The sequence below is a fragment of the Faecalicoccus sp. LCP19S3_E2 genome (assembly GCF_052121255.1).
GTDB lineage: Bacteria > Bacillota_I > Bacilli_A > Erysipelotrichales > Erysipelotrichaceae > Faecalicoccus.
Map to the genome: position 1 here is coordinate 25612 of NZ_JBQKEP010000010.1, position 19381 is coordinate 44992.

Annotated in this window: 16 protein-coding genes; all 16 read left to right on the plus strand. The window is 30.7% G+C overall.

Annotated features, from left to right (window positions below; genetic code table 11):
• Window positions 1–62 precede the first annotated feature (62 nt).
• Window positions 63–644 (plus strand): helix-turn-helix transcriptional regulator, encoded by a 582-nt coding sequence (locus ACTQX6_RS09350; protein WP_294687687.1) that lies wholly within the window; start codon window positions 63–65, stop codon window positions 642–644.
• 1422 nt (window positions 645–2066) lie between these two features.
• Window positions 2067–3197 (plus strand): ABC transporter ATP-binding protein, encoded by a 1131-nt coding sequence (locus tag ACTQX6_RS09355; RefSeq protein WP_294687684.1) that lies wholly within the window; start codon window positions 2067–2069, stop codon window positions 3195–3197.
• 15 nt (window positions 3198–3212) lie between these two features.
• The gene (locus ACTQX6_RS09360; RefSeq protein WP_270600615.1) at window positions 3213–3995 is read left to right on the plus strand and encodes an ABC transporter permease; all 783 of its coding nucleotides are present in this window, start codon (window positions 3213–3215) and stop codon (window positions 3993–3995) included.
• Window positions 3996–4019: 24 nt separating this feature from the next.
• Window positions 4020–5741, plus strand: coding sequence for a glycosyltransferase family 2 protein (locus ACTQX6_RS09365; protein ID WP_294687676.1), 1722 nt, complete (start codon window positions 4020–4022; stop codon window positions 5739–5741).
• 8 nt (window positions 5742–5749) lie between these two features.
• A complete protein-coding gene (locus ACTQX6_RS09370) occupies window positions 5750–7945 on the plus strand; it encodes a glycosyltransferase (RefSeq protein WP_320870073.1) in 2196 nt (731 codons plus the stop codon).
• 23 nt (window positions 7946–7968) lie between these two features.
• Window positions 7969–8652: a glycosyltransferase family 2 protein gene (locus tag ACTQX6_RS09375; protein WP_441657435.1), complete on the plus strand. Its 684-nt coding sequence runs from the start codon at window positions 7969–7971 to the stop codon at window positions 8650–8652.
• Window positions 8653–8656: 4 nt separating this feature from the next.
• Entirely contained in the window at window positions 8657–8998 is a 342-nt protein-coding gene (locus ACTQX6_RS09380) for a DUF2304 domain-containing protein (protein ID WP_288229974.1), read from the plus strand.
• Window positions 8999–9000: 2 nt separating this feature from the next.
• Complete coding sequence (locus tag ACTQX6_RS09385) at window positions 9001–10995, plus strand: DUF6077 domain-containing protein (RefSeq protein ID WP_320870072.1); 1995 nt, start codon at window positions 9001–9003, stop codon at window positions 10993–10995.
• A 1-nt stretch (window position 10996) separates the two neighbouring features.
• A complete protein-coding gene (locus ACTQX6_RS09390; RefSeq protein WP_320870071.1) occupies window positions 10997–12151 on the plus strand; it encodes a MerR family transcriptional regulator in 1155 nt (384 codons plus the stop codon).
• A 63-nt stretch (window positions 12152–12214) separates the two neighbouring features.
• Window positions 12215–13114, plus strand: a complete 900-nt coding sequence (rfbA, locus tag ACTQX6_RS09395) for a glucose-1-phosphate thymidylyltransferase RfbA (RefSeq protein WP_320870070.1) — start codon at window positions 12215–12217, stop codon at window positions 13112–13114.
• Window positions 13111–13686, plus strand: a complete 576-nt coding sequence (gene rfbC, locus ACTQX6_RS09400) for a dTDP-4-dehydrorhamnose 3,5-epimerase (protein WP_320870069.1) — start codon at window positions 13111–13113, stop codon at window positions 13684–13686. Before rfbA ends, rfbC begins: the two co-directional genes overlap by 4 nt.
• Window position 13687: 1 nt before the next feature.
• A complete protein-coding gene (rfbB, locus tag ACTQX6_RS09405; RefSeq protein WP_434319488.1) occupies window positions 13688–14722 on the plus strand; it encodes a dTDP-glucose 4,6-dehydratase in 1035 nt (344 codons plus the stop codon).
• A 35-nt stretch (window positions 14723–14757) separates the two neighbouring features.
• Complete coding sequence (gene rfbD / locus ACTQX6_RS09410) at window positions 14758–15672, plus strand: dTDP-4-dehydrorhamnose reductase (protein WP_441657436.1); 915 nt, start codon at window positions 14758–14760, stop codon at window positions 15670–15672.
• A gap of 135 nt (window positions 15673–15807) precedes the next feature.
• Window positions 15808–16959: a glycosyltransferase family 4 protein gene (locus ACTQX6_RS09415; protein WP_320870066.1), complete on the plus strand. Its 1152-nt coding sequence runs from the start codon at window positions 15808–15810 to the stop codon at window positions 16957–16959.
• A 24-nt stretch (window positions 16960–16983) separates the two neighbouring features.
• The gene (locus ACTQX6_RS09420) at window positions 16984–18270 is read left to right on the plus strand and encodes a lipopolysaccharide biosynthesis protein (RefSeq protein ID WP_441657437.1); all 1287 of its coding nucleotides are present in this window, start codon (window positions 16984–16986) and stop codon (window positions 18268–18270) included.
• A complete protein-coding gene (locus tag ACTQX6_RS09425) occupies window positions 18263–19378 on the plus strand; it encodes a glycosyltransferase family 1 protein (RefSeq protein ID WP_320870064.1) in 1116 nt (371 codons plus the stop codon). The genes ACTQX6_RS09420 and ACTQX6_RS09425 overlap by 8 nt, the downstream gene beginning before the upstream one ends.
• The last annotated feature ends 3 nt before the right edge of the window (window positions 19379–19381 follow it).

Here is a 19381-nt window from a genome sequence, read left to right on the forward strand (position 1 = left end):
TTTTCTTTGCATGACAGTTATTTTTTCATATTTTATTATAATGTTGAAAGGGGGCATGAATCATGACATACCTCAAATCAAATTTACATTATTTACGTTTAAAGAATGGTTTATCACAAAAAGAACTGGCCTCAAAATTGTATATGGCCCATCAGACGATATCCAATCACGAACTGGGAAAATCCGAACCGGATTTAGATGGTATGCAAAAGTATGCGGATTTTTATCAGATTCCATTATCAGATTTGATCGATGTTGATCTTTCCAAAAAACAGAAAGGTTTCATAGATTTGGGAAATGTACTGCTTGATACACATCGGAAAACCTTTCAAATCTTATCAGGAACGAAAGGAATCTATGCGATAAAGGATATTTGTAAGTGTCAGATCGTATTTGAAGATGCCAAGTATCATGATGAAGAACATCCGTTTCCTGTGGATCGCAGGGTTTTGGTCACAAATTATAATTTCTGGTGGTTTAATCGAAAAGTATATATTGGTTTAGAAATTGAAATGAAAGATCATAGAAAACTATATGTATATGTTTCGAATGATGCAAAGGTTCAAAATTCGGATTCTTTTAAGAAGTATAGAAAGCAGGCAAATCAGATCAAAAAGAAACTGATGAAATATCGTTCGTTTTAATACTTGTATAGATAGATTATGCTAAAGGTTTGTTGTCGAGAAGAGAAACGAATGTTTTTTAATTAGGATATTATTTTGAATATGGAATGGAAAAAACTGTAATACGATGTCTTATGGTTTTTATCAATTCGTTAAATTATGCGATTTAGCATGCCAAAAGCAGGATTAAAAGAAATAAATGATTGTCCAGTGATTCAAGGATAGATATCTTGCATTTTATCTATGGCATTACTCTTCAGGTGATTATTTGAAAAGTAAATCAGAAAATAAATACAGTAAAAAGGCATTTGAAAATATTAGAGAATCTAGAAGAGCTAAAACTAAAAGAAATTAATGAGTAGATTCTTGAAACAGAATTATTAAAAGAATATCGTTCAAGGATATATTAATGATATTAAAAGAGTATATTCTAGATTAAACGAGTAAAATCCCCATGGAAGATGAGTGTTTCTATGGGGATTTGTATTAATGAAGATTTAAGCGTTTTAAAACTTTAGATTGCATTTCCTTTTGAACACGTAAGATAGAAAAGGCCTGTTGAATATCGGAAATGGTGCCACTTTCCGGTAAAAGAGAAATGTTTTGAACAAGGGGATCCAATTCACCGGATTTGAGGCCTTAGATGCGACCTTGTCTTCTTTTGATTGAAGGGAAGAATATAAAAGATGAGTCATAGAGATTCCACAAGATTCAGGATCAAACGTAGGTTACCCATCTTTTGATTTCTAGTGTTACATACTCTAATAGACAATTATTTTTTATCTTTGTGTGATGTAAGCATATCCAAAAAGAGCGTACATCTAAAATATCACTGTAAAAGGATTTTTGAAAGCCGAGAGAACGATTTTTTGATCGGCAATCAATCTATATGCATAATATAGACTTCGACAAGGAAGAGTGTATTTATAGGATTCTTCACCTTGTGCTTCAATAGGAATCAACATAAATTTTGATAGATACAAAGAGTGTTGAACCATATAGATTGAATTATAGACAATTTTAGCTCCAGGAATACGAATATCTTCGGAATCCAGTATAATAATTTTGGAATTGGAAGAACTTGGTTGAATGAGTGCAGAAATCTCTTCTAAAGAGAGATCTTTAAATTCCTAGACATTGTTGAAGCAGATATGCCCGGATGGGTTTGAACGAAAGAATAATTTTTGAATACGCATCAATGAAACGTTTTTTTTTGATTGAATAACGGTTTGAAATTCCTTTAAATTTGACATGAAATGATAACCTCCACTATACATATATGAATAAGAATCGAAAAACTATGAAAAATGATGAAAAAACTTAATCCCGTATGTTGTGGAAAGAAAAGATTTTATGATACTACTCAATTATTGATATAATGTCGAATTTATTTAAAACATAAATTATGATAAAATAAGAATGTTTGACTGATGAGGTGATTGCATGGAAACTCAAAACGCAATAGAAGTAAAAAATGTATACAAACAATTCAAAATAGAATATGACCGGGCAAAAACACTAAAGGATAAGTTACTATTTTGGAATCGAGGAAAAACAGAATATCATGAAGTTTTAAAAAATATAAATTTAAATATAAAAAAGGGAGAAACTGTTGCTTTAATAGGTGTAAACGGGTCGGGAAAATCTACTCTTTTAAAAATGATGACAAAGATTATTTATCCAACAAAAGGGAGTATAACTACACATGGCAAATTAACTTCTTTACTTGAATTAGGGGCCGGGTTCCATATTGATTTTACAGGGCGTGAAAATATTTATTTTAATGCATCAATCTTTGGCTTAACTAGAAATGAAATAGATAAGCGTATAGATGATATTATAGAATTTTCAGAATTGGGTTCAGCCATTGATAATCCAGTTAGGACTTATTCATCCGGAATGTATATGAGACTTGCGTTTTCTGTTGCGATTAATGTGGATGCCGATATATTGTTGATTGATGAGATTTTGGCGGTTGGAGATCAACATTTTCAGGAAAAATGTTTTGATAAGTTAGAAGAATTAAAACATAGTGACAAAACAATAGTCATAGTTTCACATAGTTTAGATGTTGTAAAAAAATTGTGCAATCGAGCAATTTGGTTGTACGAGGGAGAAGTTAAAGCAGATGGAAAAGCTTCAGAAGTTATAGAGCAATATCTAGACCAAGTGGCTTTGGACCATATGGCGGAACGAAAAAAAGCAATTCAGCAAGGTATTCATAAAGGAATGACTTACATTGATGAACCCAAGAATTATCAATACTTTTCTAGTAATTTGAAAAGTATAGAAAGCCATGGATGGGTTATTGCTGATGATCCAAAAGCTATTTTTGAAATTTATTTAGACGATAACAAAATAGATTCAAAATTAATTGAAAGATATAAAAGATTAGATGTATATAAAGCATTTAAGGAAGATTTTTCTGGATTAGTGGATGTAGATACTTTAGGATGGAGATTAGATCTACCTATTGAAAATGCATCCAAAGGGAAACATTTGATGAAAGTTGTTTGTAAGAATCATGATAATCAAGAACTAGCTAACACAATTTGTGAAATATATATTGAGTAGGAAGGATAAAAATATATGGAAGTTTTTAAAAATCTTTATCAATATAGAGAACTACTTAAAACGAATATCAAAAAGGATATACGAGGAAAGTATAAAGGCTCATTTTTAGGAATACTTTGGTCGTTTCTCAATCCTTTATTGCAAGTTTTAGTTTACTACATTGTTTTCCCTTACTTAATGCGTGGAGCAGGTATGGACAATTACATTGTTTATTTGGTTACTGGTATTGTACCTTGGACTTTCTTTTCATCGGCAATCAGTGTTGGAACCGTTTCTGTGAAAATGAATGAGGGAATTATCAAAAAGGTCTATTTTCCCAGGGAAATCTTAGTTATTTCTCAAGTTTTGAGTGGAGTAATCAACTTTTTTATTTCTTGTATCATTGTCGTTGTTTTTTGCTTAGCTTTCGGGGTTGGAATTTCTATTCATATTTTAGCAATACCTTTTATTGTTTTAGTACAAGCAGTTCTAACTTTGGGGATACTCTTTATTTTATCATCAGTTAATGTTTATGTACAGGATTTAGAGTACATTGTGACATTTATTATTAATATGTTATTTTATGGCACTCCTATTTTGTACTCACTTAATCAGTTTTCGAATGCGGGAATTTTATTAAAATTAATTCAATTAAACCCAATGACATCCATTATGGATGCATATCGAGATGCTTTTTTATACCATCAATGGCCAGATTTTACAGCACTATTCTTAGTGTTAGTATTAGGAATAGTGGTTACAATTGTTGGTTATTGTATATTTAAGAAATTAGAAAAAGGTTTTGCAGAAAAATTGTAAAGTTATACGGATGGGAGAAGCATTATGAAAAGTTGGATTAAGAAGATATTGATTTTATTGAAGACCCTGTTTAAATATGGTTTTACTGCATTTAAAAAGAGGCTAAGTCATTTTAAGAATTGCGATACATATTCATTAGAAGATATACGATCTATTCATATTGCATCGGAAGAAGAATTGAAGAAACAAAGACAAGTAAAATTTTCTAAACCAATTAAATTTAGCATTATTACCCCTCTATATAACACTCCTGAAAAATTTCTTTTGGAATTAATTGAATCCCTGCAAGCGCAAACATATTCTAATTGGGAATTGTGTTTGGCTGATGGTAGTGATGATCAACATCAATATGTTGAGAATATATGTAATGAGTATGCAAAGACAGATTCAAGGATTATCTATCACCATTTAGCAGAAAACAAAGGAATTTCAGAAAATACCAATGAATGCATACAATTAGCAACAGGTGATTATTATGGTCTTTTGGATCATGATGATATTTTACATCCTTCTGCACTTTATGAAGCCTGCAAAGCTATCAATGAAGAAAATGCGGATTTTATATATACAGATGAAGTAAAATTTTCAAATTCTATTTATGATATAAAGGATTTAAGAGCATTTAATTTGAAACCGGGATTTGGTATGGACGATTTAAGGTCTCACAATTTTATCTGTCATTTTACTGTATTTGATAAAAATCTATTGAAGAACGAAGAAAAATTCTATCGTTCAGAGTTTGATGGAAGTCAAGATCATGATATGGTTCTTCGTTTAACAGAAAAAGCTAGAAAGATTTTTCATATTAATAAAGTTTTATACTATTGGAGAGTACATGCTAATTCTGTTTCAATGAATTTAGATGTAAAAAGCTATGCGGTCGATGCCGCTATAAGTGCAGTGAAGGATCAACTATTTAGAAATGATGAAAAAGGAATCGTTATGAGTAGCGCCCCTTTTCGAACAATATACCGTGTTGAGTATCCAATTGAAGGAAATCCTCTTGTGTCTATAATACTTTGGAATATTAACACGGAGAACCAGGCTAAAACGGTAATTGATATAATTAAACAATACACAAAGTATGCAAATCTCGAATATATTTATTTATCAGAATCATCGGGATGCATTCTTGATAAAACTTTAAGAGCGATTAATTATGAAGGAAATCTGGCAGAACAAATAAATGAAGCAGTACGAGTTGCCCAAGGCGAATACATTTTGTTATTAAATGGTGAATTGCGCTTTATGACTCAAAATTGGATAGATGAACTCATAATGCATGCGCAAAGAAATCAAGTAGGAACAGTAGGTGCAAAAGTTTATAATAAAGATGGTTCCATCCGTTGTGCTGGTATATCCCTCAGTAACGAATATGGGGATGATTTGTATCACCTAGGCAAAAATAATTATCAAGGTGAAATAGGATACGAAGCAATCTTGTGCCATGTGCGAAATGTGACTGCCAACAGTAAAGATTGCTTAATGTTTAAAAAGAAAACCTGGAATACAGTTGGAAGTTTTTCTAAAGAGCTATATCAATATTTTGATGTAGATTTCTGTTTAAAAGCAAGTCAAAACGGATTCAGAAATATATGGGTTCCATATTCAGAAGTTTTCTTATCTTCTTTATCTACGGAGCAAATATCTAAACAGCAATCAAAAGAATTTGAATCTAAGTGGAATAGTGAAATTTCAAATGATAAGCATAGCAATAGCTTATGGAACAAGTTAAAACTTGTTTAGGAGGTTATATGAGTAAGATTGGAGAATTAGGCAAAAAGGTCGAATTTGTCTTAAAAAATGAAGGTGTAGGATCTGTTGTAAAAAAAAGTTATACCTATGTAAAACTTACAGGAGCAAGAATGAGAGATAGAAAATACACTGGTAAAGTATTTAAAGATGTTTTATTCATAAACGGTGTAGATTTTGAAGCTTTACCGCATCCTCCTAGATATAGAGTACTTCATCAAATAGAGCAATTGAAAGCAAATAATGTCGATTGTGATCAGAATTTTTATCTGCATCTTAATTTTGATCAAGTAAGGAATTATCGTGTATTTATTATTTACAGAGCCCCATATAATGAAGAATTAGGAAAATTTATTCGAAAAGCTAAAGAACTCAATAAAACAGTTATTTACGATATTGATGATTTGGTAATTGATACAAAATATACTGATACTATTAAGTATTTAAAAACAATGTCGCCTGAAGAAAAAGCTGGATATGATCAAGGCGTACGCGATATGCAAAAGACTCTAAGCATGTGCGATGCTGTAATTACAACTACTGAAGGCATGGCAAATGAACTAAAGAATTATTGCCCTAAAGTTTTTATTAATCGAAATACGGCATCAGAAGAGATGGTTTCATTATCAGAAGAAGCTTATGCAAAAATAAAGTGCCAAAAGGATGAATCAGAAAATGTTAAGTTAGGCTATTTTAGCGGGAGTATCACACATAATGATGATTTTATATTGATTCAGCCAGCTATCGAAAAATTAATGAAAAAATATCAAAATGTTGAATTACATATTGTAGGATTATTGGATATTCCTAAAGAATTTGAAAGTTTTAAAGATCGTGTTATAGCACATCCATTTGTTAATTGGAAAGAACTACCTGAATTAATTGCATCAATAGATATTAATCTTGCTCCATTAGAAGAAAGTATATTCAATGAAGCCAAATCAGAAAACAAATGGGTAGAAGCTGCTTTAGTACGTGTTCCGACTGTTGCAAGCAATTTAGGAGCTTTCAAAAGAATGATACAGGATGGAAAAACAGGAGTACTATGTAATACTACTGATGATTGGTATAATGCTTTAGAATCACTTATTTTGGATAAAAGTAAGAGAAGTACAATTGCTGAAAATGCCTATCATTACTGTATAGAGAATTGTACAACCGTGTTAACAGGATATCCGTTGGCAAAATTTTTAAAGAGCATGATGAGGCCAAATATTGCTTTTGTATTACCTGCTTTAAATATTAGTGGCGGTATTATGGTTGCTTTTGAGCATTGCAAAGTATTACGCGAGAATGGATATGATGTAGTAATTATTAATGATGATTTCGATGAATCCAGGTGGGTTACTTTTTCTAGTATAGAATTCCCGGTGATGCCTAGCCGTTACTCTTATTTTAAAGGCTCTTTTGATAAAGTCGTGGCTACTATGTGGTCAACTGTTAAATTTTTAGAAAAATATACGAATATAAAAGAACGTTATTATTTAGTACAAAATTTTGAAACAAATTTTTATCAATCAGGAGATACTCTAAGATTAGAGGCGAATTCAAAATATTCTCCGAATGTTCCTGTTCAATTTTTAACGATCTCCAAATGGTGTCAAAAGTGGTTAAAAGAAAAATATGAACAAAATGCAAAGTATTTGCCAAATGGAATCCATGTAGAAAACTATGAAGGAACAAAACGCAGTTTTGAAGGAAAAATTAAAATATTGATTGAGGGGGATTGTGGAGTATATTACAAAAATGTAGATGAGAGTTTCAAAATCACTAATCAACTTGATAGAGATAAATTTGAAGTGTGGTATTTATCATACAATGCAAAACCTAAAGATTGGTATAAAGTAGATAAATTTTTTAATAAAGTTCCTTTTGAAGAGGTATCAAAAGTCTATAAAGCTTGCGATATATTATTAAAAACCAGTATATTGGAGAGCTTTTCTTATCCACCGTTAGAAATGATGGCTAGTGGTGGATATGTAGTTGCGGTTCCAAATGGAGGAAATGTAGAATATTTGAAACATGAAGAAAACTGTTTGTTCTATGAACAGGGTAATATACAGGATGGAGTGAATTCTATTTTGAGAATTAGTAACCAGAAAGAATTAAGAGAAAAATTATATAAAAATGGAATTAAAACGGCTAATCAAAGAAACTGGAATTCTTTACAAAAAGAAATTTTAGAATTTTATAGTTAGTAAAAGTGAGAGAGGGGAATAAAATGAAGGTACTTGTTGTTATCCCAGCCTATAATGAAGAAGGTAATATAGTTAATACAGTTCATGATTTAGAAAGGAATTCTCCTAGTGTTGATTATATAGTTGTTAACGATGGTTCAAAAGATCATACGTTGGATATACTAAAGCAACATAAAATGAGATATATTGACGGTTTTTGTAATCTTGGTTTATTTGGTGCAGTTCAGACAGGTTTTAAATATGCAGTTATGAATGATTACGATGTGGCTATACAATTTGATGGAGATGGTCAACATTCTGCAGTATATATTAATTCTATTGTTCAGGGAATAAAAGAAGGTAATGATATTGTTATAGGATCTAGATTTGTAAATAATAAAAAGCCTTTTACAGCAAGGATGCTAGGTAGCCGTTTAATATCTTTAGCCATTAAAATCGTTACAGGAAAGAAGATAAATGATCCAACTAGTGGTTTTAGGGCGTATAATAAAGAATGTATTAAAGATTATGCTTTTGATATGAATAATCCTCCCGAACCTGATACTTTAGTTTATATGTTAAAAAAAGGACGAAGAATTAAAGAAGTACAAGTTGAAATGAAGGAAAGGGAATTTGGTGAATCATATCTAAATTTTACAAATAGTATAAAGTATATGAGTAGAATGGTAATATCGATATTTTTGATTCAGCCATTTAGAAAGAGATGAATTTATGAAACTTTCAATTGTATTTATTATAGCTAGTGTACTGACTTTTATTTTTGTGATTTTAAAAGTACGTAAGAATGGACTAAATATAGATGATTCTATCATTTGGATTATATGGTCTATTTTGTTACTAGTTTTAAGCTTTTTCCCTGGAATTGCTTACTTTTTCTCAGAAAAATTAGGATTTATGGCAACTAGTAACTTTATTTTTACAGTCTTTATTTTTTTCGTTTATATATTAATTTTTATTCAGGCCATACAAATTTCGAAGTTAAAAGAAAAACAAAAAGAATTAATACAAAAATTAAGTATTCGTGAGAGTCAAAACAGGGAGGATAAGAAGTAGTTATGAATTGGATCCTAACAATATTATTCTTCATTGTAATATTTCCTCACTATTATTTATTGGGGGATACGATTCTAAATTTTTTCAAATATAAGACTAACTTGTCTAAATCATTAATTGCTGGGTATATATTTAATGCTTTTATCTTTTTTGTAATTGGTGTACCATGCCAACTTTTTCATACAAGTTGGAGATTTTTTTTCTGGGTACAGTTATTTCTTTTGGTTGTTGTGGATATATTGTTTATTTTAATTAACCGGCAAGCAATAAAAAACTTTGTAGATCAATTTGTACTTAGTGGATTTTTAAAAAGAAGCTTAAAACTGTTAAAGCAAAATTGGGTATGCATGCTTTTTATTGGTTTGTTTACTATTTTTTCTATGGCTAATCAATTACCAATATATCAAATGAATTATGATGACTTTTATTATATTGGAAAAATAGTAAATTTAATAGATGCTCCACAATTATTAAATGAAGATTATTTTTCAGGAAGTCTTTTGCCATTAAATGAAGTTAGTTTGTTTAGGCTTGTTAATACTTATGAATTATATTACGGCTTTTACTCTACAATTTTTCATATAGATGTCACTTTCTTTTGCAGAGCTACTATGGTCCTTCATAATTATTTCTTTTTTGCAGTTGTATACAAAGAATTAGCAAGTATAGTAGTAGATAGAAAGTATTCACAATTTGTTTTACTGCCGTTTTTTATATTTTTGATACCTCATGGCTTTTTGCAATCTAATTTTTTATCAGATTATATACATACAATTCGTTCATATGATTTATGGCAATTTCAAACTGCAGCATTCTATGGTGGTTCTGTAGTACGTATGTTATCAATACCGACGCTATTTATATTTTCCTATCCAATGTTAAAAAAGATAGAATTGGGAAAGATTGTATGGATTGCAGTAATATCTTTTGCATTCTTATCGTTTTCTACAATTTTTTTACAGGTATTTTTATTGTTTGCTTTAGCCATCTTTCTGTTGTTTTTCTGCTATCAATTGTATTTCTCAATTAAATCTAAAAATAAAGTACAGGTAGAGATTTATTTAGGATTTATTTGTGCATTTATAGTTTTTATGCTATTTACTAAATATTTGGATCACTTTTCTTTTATAAATACAAAGGCTTTTCAGGATTCGGTATACTATTTTGCTGATTTTGATAAGAATTGGATTAGAAATGACTTGCTATTCATGGTATTTCCAATTGTATTTGTTATTGGAATGTATGCTTCAAAAGAGCCGATACATAGGAGTATTTATTTTTTAGGACTTTTCTTTTTCCTACTATTTAGATCTTCACAATTTTATGAGTTATTATCTTTAACATCGATAAATCAATATTTTGTAATATATCGTACTTTAGCTGCTTGCCAATATTTAGTACTATTCTTAGTTGGCTTGTCGCTTATCCAACTTAGTATAAAATGGGTAAGAAGCTATTTAGTAATGTCTCTTATAAATTTAGTTTGTGTATTTAGTGTTGTGATTTATTTTCTAACACATATGCAAGTGTTTGTCTTCTATGCGTATAATGGTTCAGGAATTTCCACAGATGGTTGGAATTTTTCCAGAGTTTTTGATCCAAATAATAGAATGACGGCAACAATATTTTCAAAAGTCGGAGATTATTTTAATACACTACCTTATGGAAATTATAGATTTTTTGCACCTTCAGCTTTTGTATATGATGATATTACGACTTATGAGTTAGGATTTATGATGAGCTCAAATCGTATTCAAATTCACGAAAGAGGTGGGTTTGAAGGAATGACAGATGTTGAATCCAAACTATTAACTGCGTTTGCTTTAGATGATCAAAATATAGATTTTAATCAAGCATATAATCTTTTAATGAAATATGACGCGCAGTATGTATTGATGATGGATGGAGTTAATAAAGAATTGTTAGATGATCATGCTGAAGAAGTTCTATCCATCAATAATATATCTGGTAGATATGTATTATTGAAATTAAATTAAAATGACTAACTATTCAACAGGACAATTTGCAAAGTTGGCAAATGTGACAGAACGTACTATTCGATATTATGACAAAATAGGGTTGTTAAAACCCTCTTTTGTTATGGAAAATGGATATAGAAAATACACACAGTCTGATTTATTAAAGCTTCAAAAGATACTATCTCTAAAACATATGGGATTTTCATTAGAAGAAATCTATCCTATGGTTTCTAAGGAACAAAACATTAAAGAATCTTTTTCTATGCAGATTGACTTATTGGATAGTCAAATCAAACATTTACAAGTGATTCGGGATTCTATGGAAGCTCTTGTACAAAATGTCGATGAAAGAAATATAGATTGGAATCAGATTATATCCTTATTACAGATGTCTAATATTGAGTCTAATATTGTAGAACAGTATAAAAATTCTAATAACTTGAATGTTAGAATATCTTTACATGATCAATTTTCAACTAATAAAACAGGATGGTTTAATTGGTTATTTTATCAGATAAATTTTTCAAAAGTGAACCGCCTTTTAGAATTAGGTTGTGGTAATGGTAAACTTTGGGAAAATAGAGATATTGATTTAAGGAATAGAGAAATCTTTTTATCCGATATTTCTGAAGGTATGGTACATGAAGTTAGAAAAAAATTAGGTAAAGATTACAACTGTATTGTAGCAGACTGTCAAGCTATTCCTTTTAAAGATGGGTATTTTGACGCAGTCATCGCAAATCATGTATTATTTTATATTCAAAATTTAGATAAAGGATTGTCTGAGATATATAGAGTTTTAAAGAATAATGGTATTTTTTATTGTAGTACTTATGGAAAAGAACATATGAAAGAAATTACAGAGCTTGTTCAGTCTTTTGATTCTAGAGTTGAGCTCTCACAAAATAGTTTATTTGATATTTTTGGAATAGAGAATGGTGAAATGATTTTAAAAAAAATATTTAAATCTGTTCAGTTTAGTCCATATAACGATTCCTTAATAGTGAATCAAGCACAACCACTAGTGGATTATATTATGAGCTGTCATGGAAATCAGAATGAAATATTAGGTCCAAAAATATCTAAATTTAAAGAGTATGTGGAATCAATAATTTCAAAAAATGGTAATATTACTATTACTAAACAAGCTGGATTATTTATTTGTACAAAATAAAACTTGACCCTTACGTTACGTAAGGGTTTATTATTATGGTACAATATTGTAGGAGGACTTCTTATGAAAGGCATTATTTTGGCTGGTGGTAGTGGTACACGTTTGTATCCATTGACAAAAGTAACCAGTAAACAGTTATTACCCATTTATGACAAACCGATGATTTATTACCCAATGTCTATTTTAATGCAGGCTGGCATTCGGGAAATTTTAATTATTTCGACACCTGATGATACACCAAGATTCCAAGAATTATTAGGAGATGGTCATCAATTTGGTATTGAGCTTTCTTATAAAGTACAACCTAGTCCTGATGGATTGGCACAAGCTTTTATTTTGGGAGAAGAGTTTATTGGGAATAATTCGTGTGCCATGATTTTAGGGGACAATATTTTCCATGGTCATGGTTTGACAAAAAGATTGCGTGCAGCTGCTAGAAAAGAAAGTGGCGCGACTGTATTTGGCTATTATGTTGAAGATCCAGAACGTTTTGGTGTCGTTGAATTTGATGAAAATGGAAAGGCGGTATCTTTAGAAGAAAAACCGGCGCATCCAAAATCAAACTATGCGGTAACCGGTTTGTATTTCTATGATAATAAAGTGGTAGACTATGCCAAGAATCTAAAGCCAAGTGCTCGTGGTGAATTGGAGATTACGGATTTAAATCGTATTTATCTTGATAACAATGAATTGAATGTAACACTTCTCGGTGATGGATTTACATGGTTAGATACAGGAACACATGAATCCTTGGTGGATGCAACAAACTTCGTAAAGACAATTGAAGAACATCAACATAGAAAGATTGCTTGTTTAGAAGAAATTGCTTATGACAATGGATGGATTACGTTAAAACAATTAGAAGAAACGTATGAAATTTATAAGAAAAACCAGTATGGTGCTTATTTAAAGAAGATCATGGATCGTAAATACATTAAAGGTGAGGAGGAGTTTGTAGGATGAAAGTCACAGAAACAAAGATTCCTGGAGTATTCATCATTGATACAGATGTTTTTGGAGATCATAGAGGGTATTTTACAGAAACTTATTCAAAACCAAAATATGAAAAGTTAGGTGTTACTGTAGACTTTGTACAGGATAATATGTCTTTTAGTGCACAACAAGGAACGCTTCGTGGTTTACACTGGCAAAATCCACCATATGCACAATCAAAGCTGGTATCTTGTACAAAGGGAAAAGTCATCGATGTAGCGGTAGACATTCGTAAAGGAAGTCCTACATATGGTCAATGGGTTAGCGTAGAGCTTAGTGAAGAAAATCATCGTCAGTTCTTTATTCCGCAAGGCTTTGCTCATGGCTTTTTAACTTTAACACCGGATGTGGAATTCCGTTATAAAGTTGATAATGTCTATAACAAAGAATCTGAAGGTGGTATGCGTTATGATGATCCAACAGTCAATGTAGATTGGGGTCAGTTGCTAAATGGAATTGAACCTGTATTAAGTGAAAAAGATCAAACAGGTCCAACGTTAGAAGAATCGAATAATCAGTTTGTATATGGGGAGGATAAATAACATGAAGTTTTTAGTTACGGGAGGAGCCGGATTTATTGGTGGAAACCTTGTTCACTATATGGTGAATAAATATCCGGAAGATATGATCGTTAACTTAGATAAATTAACTTATGCGGGGAACCTGGAAACTTGTAAATCGGTTGAAGATAAACCAAATTATAAGTTTGTAAAGGGAGATATTGCAGATAGAGAATTTATCTTTGATTTATTTGAAAAAGAAAAGTTTGATGTAGTTGTTAACTTTGCGGCAGAAAGTCATGTAGATAGAAGTATTGAAGATCCTGAAATCTTTGTAAAGACAAATGTGATGGGAACAACTACGTTATTAGATGCTTGTGTAAAATATGGAATCAAACGTTATCATCAAGTATCAACTGATGAAGTTTATGGAGATTTACCTTTAGACAGGCCAGATTTATTCTTTACAGAAGAAACACCATTGCATACTTCAAGTCCTTATTCCAGTGCTAAAGCTAGTGCAGATTTATTTGTACTTGCATATCACAGAACATATGGACTTCCGGTAACGATTTCTCGTTGCTCAAATAACTATGGGCCTTATCATTTCCCAGAGAAATTAATTCCATTGATTATTTCTCGTGCGTTAAATGATGAAACAATTCCGGTATATGGAACAGGTGAAAATGTTCGTGATTGGCTGCATGTATATGATCATTGTACAGCTATTGATTTAATTGTTCGCAAAGGCCGTGAAGGGGAAGTATATAATGTCGGAGGACATAATGAAAGAACAAACCTTCAAGTTGTTAAAACGGTATTAAAAGCTTTGAATAAACCAGAAAGCTTAATTACTTTTGTAGAAGATAGAAAAGGTCACGATCGTCGTTATGCGATTGATCCAACCAAGTTAGAAACAGAATTAGGATGGGAACCTAAATATACATTTGATACAGGTATTCCTATGACAATTCAATGGTACCTAGACAATAAAGAATGGTGGGAGAACATCATTAGCGGTGAATATCAGAATTACTTTGAAAAGATGTATGTAGAAAAAGGAAGAGCTAAGCAATAAACTTAGCTTTTCTTCATAAGATGGGAGGCAATAGGATGAAAATTTTTGTAACAGGTGTGGCTGGACAATTAGGCCATGATGTCATGAATGAATTGGCATCAAGAGGCTATACAGGCATTGGTACAGATTTAGCTGAAACTTATAGTGGAATCCAAGACGATACTTACGTAACAAAAGCGGAATATGTGCCTTTAGATATTACAAATTCTGAAGATGTAATGAAAACCATTCAGAGCGTAAATCCTGATGTTGTAGTACATTGTGCAGCATGGACTGCTGTAGACTTAGCAGAAGACGAGGATAAACAAGCTAAAGTAAAAGCTATTAATGTGGATGGAACACAAAATATTGCGAATGCATGTAAAAAAGTTGACGCAAAGATGATATATATTTCGACTGATTATGTATTTGATGGACAAGGAACAGAGCCTTGGCAACCAGATTGCAAAGACTATAAACCATTAAATGTATATGGACAAACTAAATTAGGTGGCGAATTAGCTGTATCGAATACTTTAGATAAGTATTTTATTGTTCGTATTGCCTGGGTGTTTGGTAAGAATGGAAATAACTTCATTAAGACAATGTTAAATATAGGAAAGAAATACGATACTTTAAGAGTTGTAAATGATCAAATAGGAACTCCAACATACACATATGATCTAGCAAGATTGTTAGTGGATATGATTGAAACAGATAAGTATGGATATTACCATGCAACAAACGAAGGTGGATATATCAGCTGGTATGATTTTGCATGTGAAATCTTTAAGCAGGCAGGATACACAACAAAAGTAGTTCCAGTAACAACAGAAGAATATGGATTATCAAAAGCAGCTAGACCATTTAATTCAAGATTAGACAAATCAAAACTTTTAGAAAATGGTTTTAAGCCATTACCTACATGGCAAGATGCATTGGCAAGGTATTTGAAAGAGATAGAGTTTTAGCTCAAGTTGCTTCCCAACATTGACAATTTATAGATTCAATATTAAGAATGTGATATCCTTATAAGTGGCTTATGAGAAAAGAATTCACATTCTTTTTTTATTATAAATATCAAGAATGGCGTGGTGAGAATAACTATGAACTTTTTATTTTTTTCTGCACAGTTTCTTCCGCATATGGGAGGAGTAGAGAATTATACTTATAATATTTCTAAGAAACTAATTGAATATGGACATCAAGTTACAGTAGTGACATCAAACACAACAAAAAGTCCAAGTATTGAAATATATGAAGGTATTAATGTATTTCGCCTAGATTGCTATAATTTACTGAAGGGTAGATTTCCAATTTATAAGAAGAATAAAATATTTAGAGATATTTTTAAGAGATTAGATCAACAAAACTATGATTTCTGCATCATTAACACTAGATTTTACTTTCACTCTTTATTAGGGGCTAAGTATACATATAAACGTAGTATTCCAAGAATTGTTATTGATCATGGTACGAGTCATTTAACTGTCCATAACAAACTATTGGATTATATGGGAGAAAAATTTGAACATTATTTAACATGGCAACTTAAAAAATATTGTAAGAACTACTATGGAGTTTCTAAGGCCAGTTCAAAGTGGTTAGAGCATTTTGGAATCAAGTCACAAGGTGAAATCTATAATGCAATAGATTTAGATAGAATAAATGAAATAAAAAAACACTGTGATAACGAAATGTTTAGATCAAAGCTGTTGATACCTGAAGATTCCATACTTGTTGCATATACTGGAAGGTTAGTCAAAGAAAAGGGCATTGTTCAATTAGTAAAGTCGATTCAGAGATGGAATGAAGAATCCGAAAATCCAGTATATCTTTGTTTAGCAGGTGATGGTCCATTATTACAGTTTATTAAAGATTTAAATGACAATTTTATCATTTCTTTAGGAAGATTATCATTTGAACAAGTGATTGAATTGCTAAATGCTTCTGATATTTTTGCCTTGCCTTCTGATTCGGAGGGCTTTTCCACATCGTTACTAGAAGCAGCAACCTGCAAAGTTTACATTTTTACAACTAATAGAGGTGGAGCCAAAGAGCTGTTATTAACAGAAGATTATGGTACAGTAATTGAGCAAAATAGTGAAAATGAAGTTTATAAAGGTCTTTGCAACTCTATACACAACTTTCATCAAAAAAAAGCTACAGATATAGTTTACGAAAGACTAGAAAACAATTTTACTTGGATAATTAGCACAAAAAAAATATTGAAGATTGCACAAGACCTGAAGGTATAAAATGTTTAGAATTGGGGATGTAAAATGAAAACACTGTTTGGAAACAAGCTATTAGAAAAAAAAAGTATGCAGTTTAATTCGCTTTGTTATACATTAGGTACACTGTGTAGTTCGGCAACTAGTGTTTTATTGATGCTGATGGTAACTCGAATATTGGGGATAATTGATGCAGGTGTATTCTCTATATCTTATAGTGTTGCTCAATTGATGCTGACTATTGGGTGGTTTTCTACAAGGTCGTTTCAAGTTTCAGATATAAAAGAGGAATATAGCTTTTCTAATTATTTCTTATTAAAAATTATTTTGTCTGTTATTTCTATATTAGGTGGAGTTATTTACTCTATATTTCTAAAAAGTGATCCTTATACATTTCTAATAACAGTATTATGTTGTGTATTTAACCTTGGGGATATTTTTGCAGATTTCTTTTCTGCAAGATTTCAACAGATTGACAGACTTTATCTTGCAGGAATTTCCTATGTTTTACGTACAGTTGGCTATTGTATAGTATTCTTTATATCTATTTTATTTTTTAAAAATCTTGCATTGAGTATAATTTTAGCGCTTTTATATTCTTGTACCGAGTTATTATTATTTGATTATCCATATATAAAATTATTTTCAACGATTCAAATTAATTTTAAAAGAGATATAAAAAAATTGTTTTCATTAGTCATTGCTTGTTTTCCATTATTTTTAAGTTCTTTTGTCACAACATTTATTATTAATATTCCCAAAAATGCCATTCAAATGAATTATACAGATGATATTCAGGCAATCTATAATATATTATTTATGCCATCATCTTTAGTGAATTTATTTTGTATGTTTATTTTTGTTCCTTTATATACAAAAATCGCAAGATTTTGGAGTAATGGAGATATAAAACAGTTTAAGAAGATGATTTTAAAGGTAGTATCTCTAGTTTTTTTAATTTCATTATTGATTATTATTGGAGCTTATTTCCTAGGTGTTCCAGTATTACAACTTATATATGGGGTTAAACTAGATGGTTATAAGGGTGCATTTATGATATTGATGCTAGCGGGATGTCTTACTGGACTCAATGCGGTATTGGTGTTTATTGTCACTGTATTGCGCAAACAGAGATATATTTTATTCGTTTATATCGTTTCTTTGATTTGCTCTCAAATAATGATTTCTCCATTAATGAAAAATTTTGGATTTGTAGGTTCAACTCTTGATTATTTATTGGGGATTGTTATTATATCTATTTTATTAGTAATTATTTTATTTATTAATATTAAAAACGCAGATACACATGATTTAGGAGGAATGAATCATGATTAAAATTTTACATGTTATAGGTGCTATGGATCGTGGCGGTGCTGAAACAATGATTATGAATTTTTATCGGAAAATGGATTTAAAAGAATATCAATTTGATTTTTTGGTTCATGAATCAAGACAATGTGATTATGATGATGAAATTAGAGCATTAGGTGGAAATATATATTCTGTTAGCCGATATAAAATTATCAATTATTTCTCGTATAAAAGCGAAATAAAGAAATTTTTCTTAGAACACCATGATTATGAGATAGTTCATGGGCATATTTGTTCTTCTATTAATATCTATTTAAGTGAAGCGAAAAGATATGGCATTAAAACAATTGCTCATAGTCATGCGGCCAATTTTGGTTTTAGTTTAGATACATTATTTACCAATGTTGTATCTTTAAAAACTCGACGTATCGCAGATTATTTTTTTGGTTGTTCATTACGGGCAGGAACTGATCGATATGGGAAAAAAATTGTTTCCTCAACTAACTTTTCTGTATTAAATAATGGGATTGACATTGATTTGTATAAATATAATGAAGAAACTAGAAACCAATTAAGAAAAAAATATAATGTAGAAAATTCTTTAGTGATAGGACATGTAGGAAGATTGACTTTTGCGAAAAATCATGAGTTTTTATCGAAAGTATTCAATGAAGTTTTAAAGAAGAAGCCAGATTCAGAACTCTTTCTATTTGGACGTGGGGAGCTTGAAGAAGATATACGTAAACAAATCAAAAATTTAGGAATTGAAAGGCATGTTCATTTCATGGGAGTTGTTGACAACGTCTATGACTACATGCAGATGTTGGATGTTTTTTTATTTCCTTCTAGATATGAAGGGTTGGGTATTGCCTTAGTGGAAGCGCAAGCTTCTGGTTTACCGTGTATAATAAACGAAGATTTACCAGAGGAGGTCAAAATTAATGATTCTGTATTTGAGTTATCATTGAATGATTCTTTAGAAAAATGGGCAAATTTATGTATTCAGGTAGCTGGTACAACTAATCGACTAGAAATGAATGATATTGTTCAACAGTCCAACTTCAATATTAATCAAGAAGTAAAACATTTATGTCAAGTGTATAATATTTTATTAGCAGGCATACAAAGGTGAAAA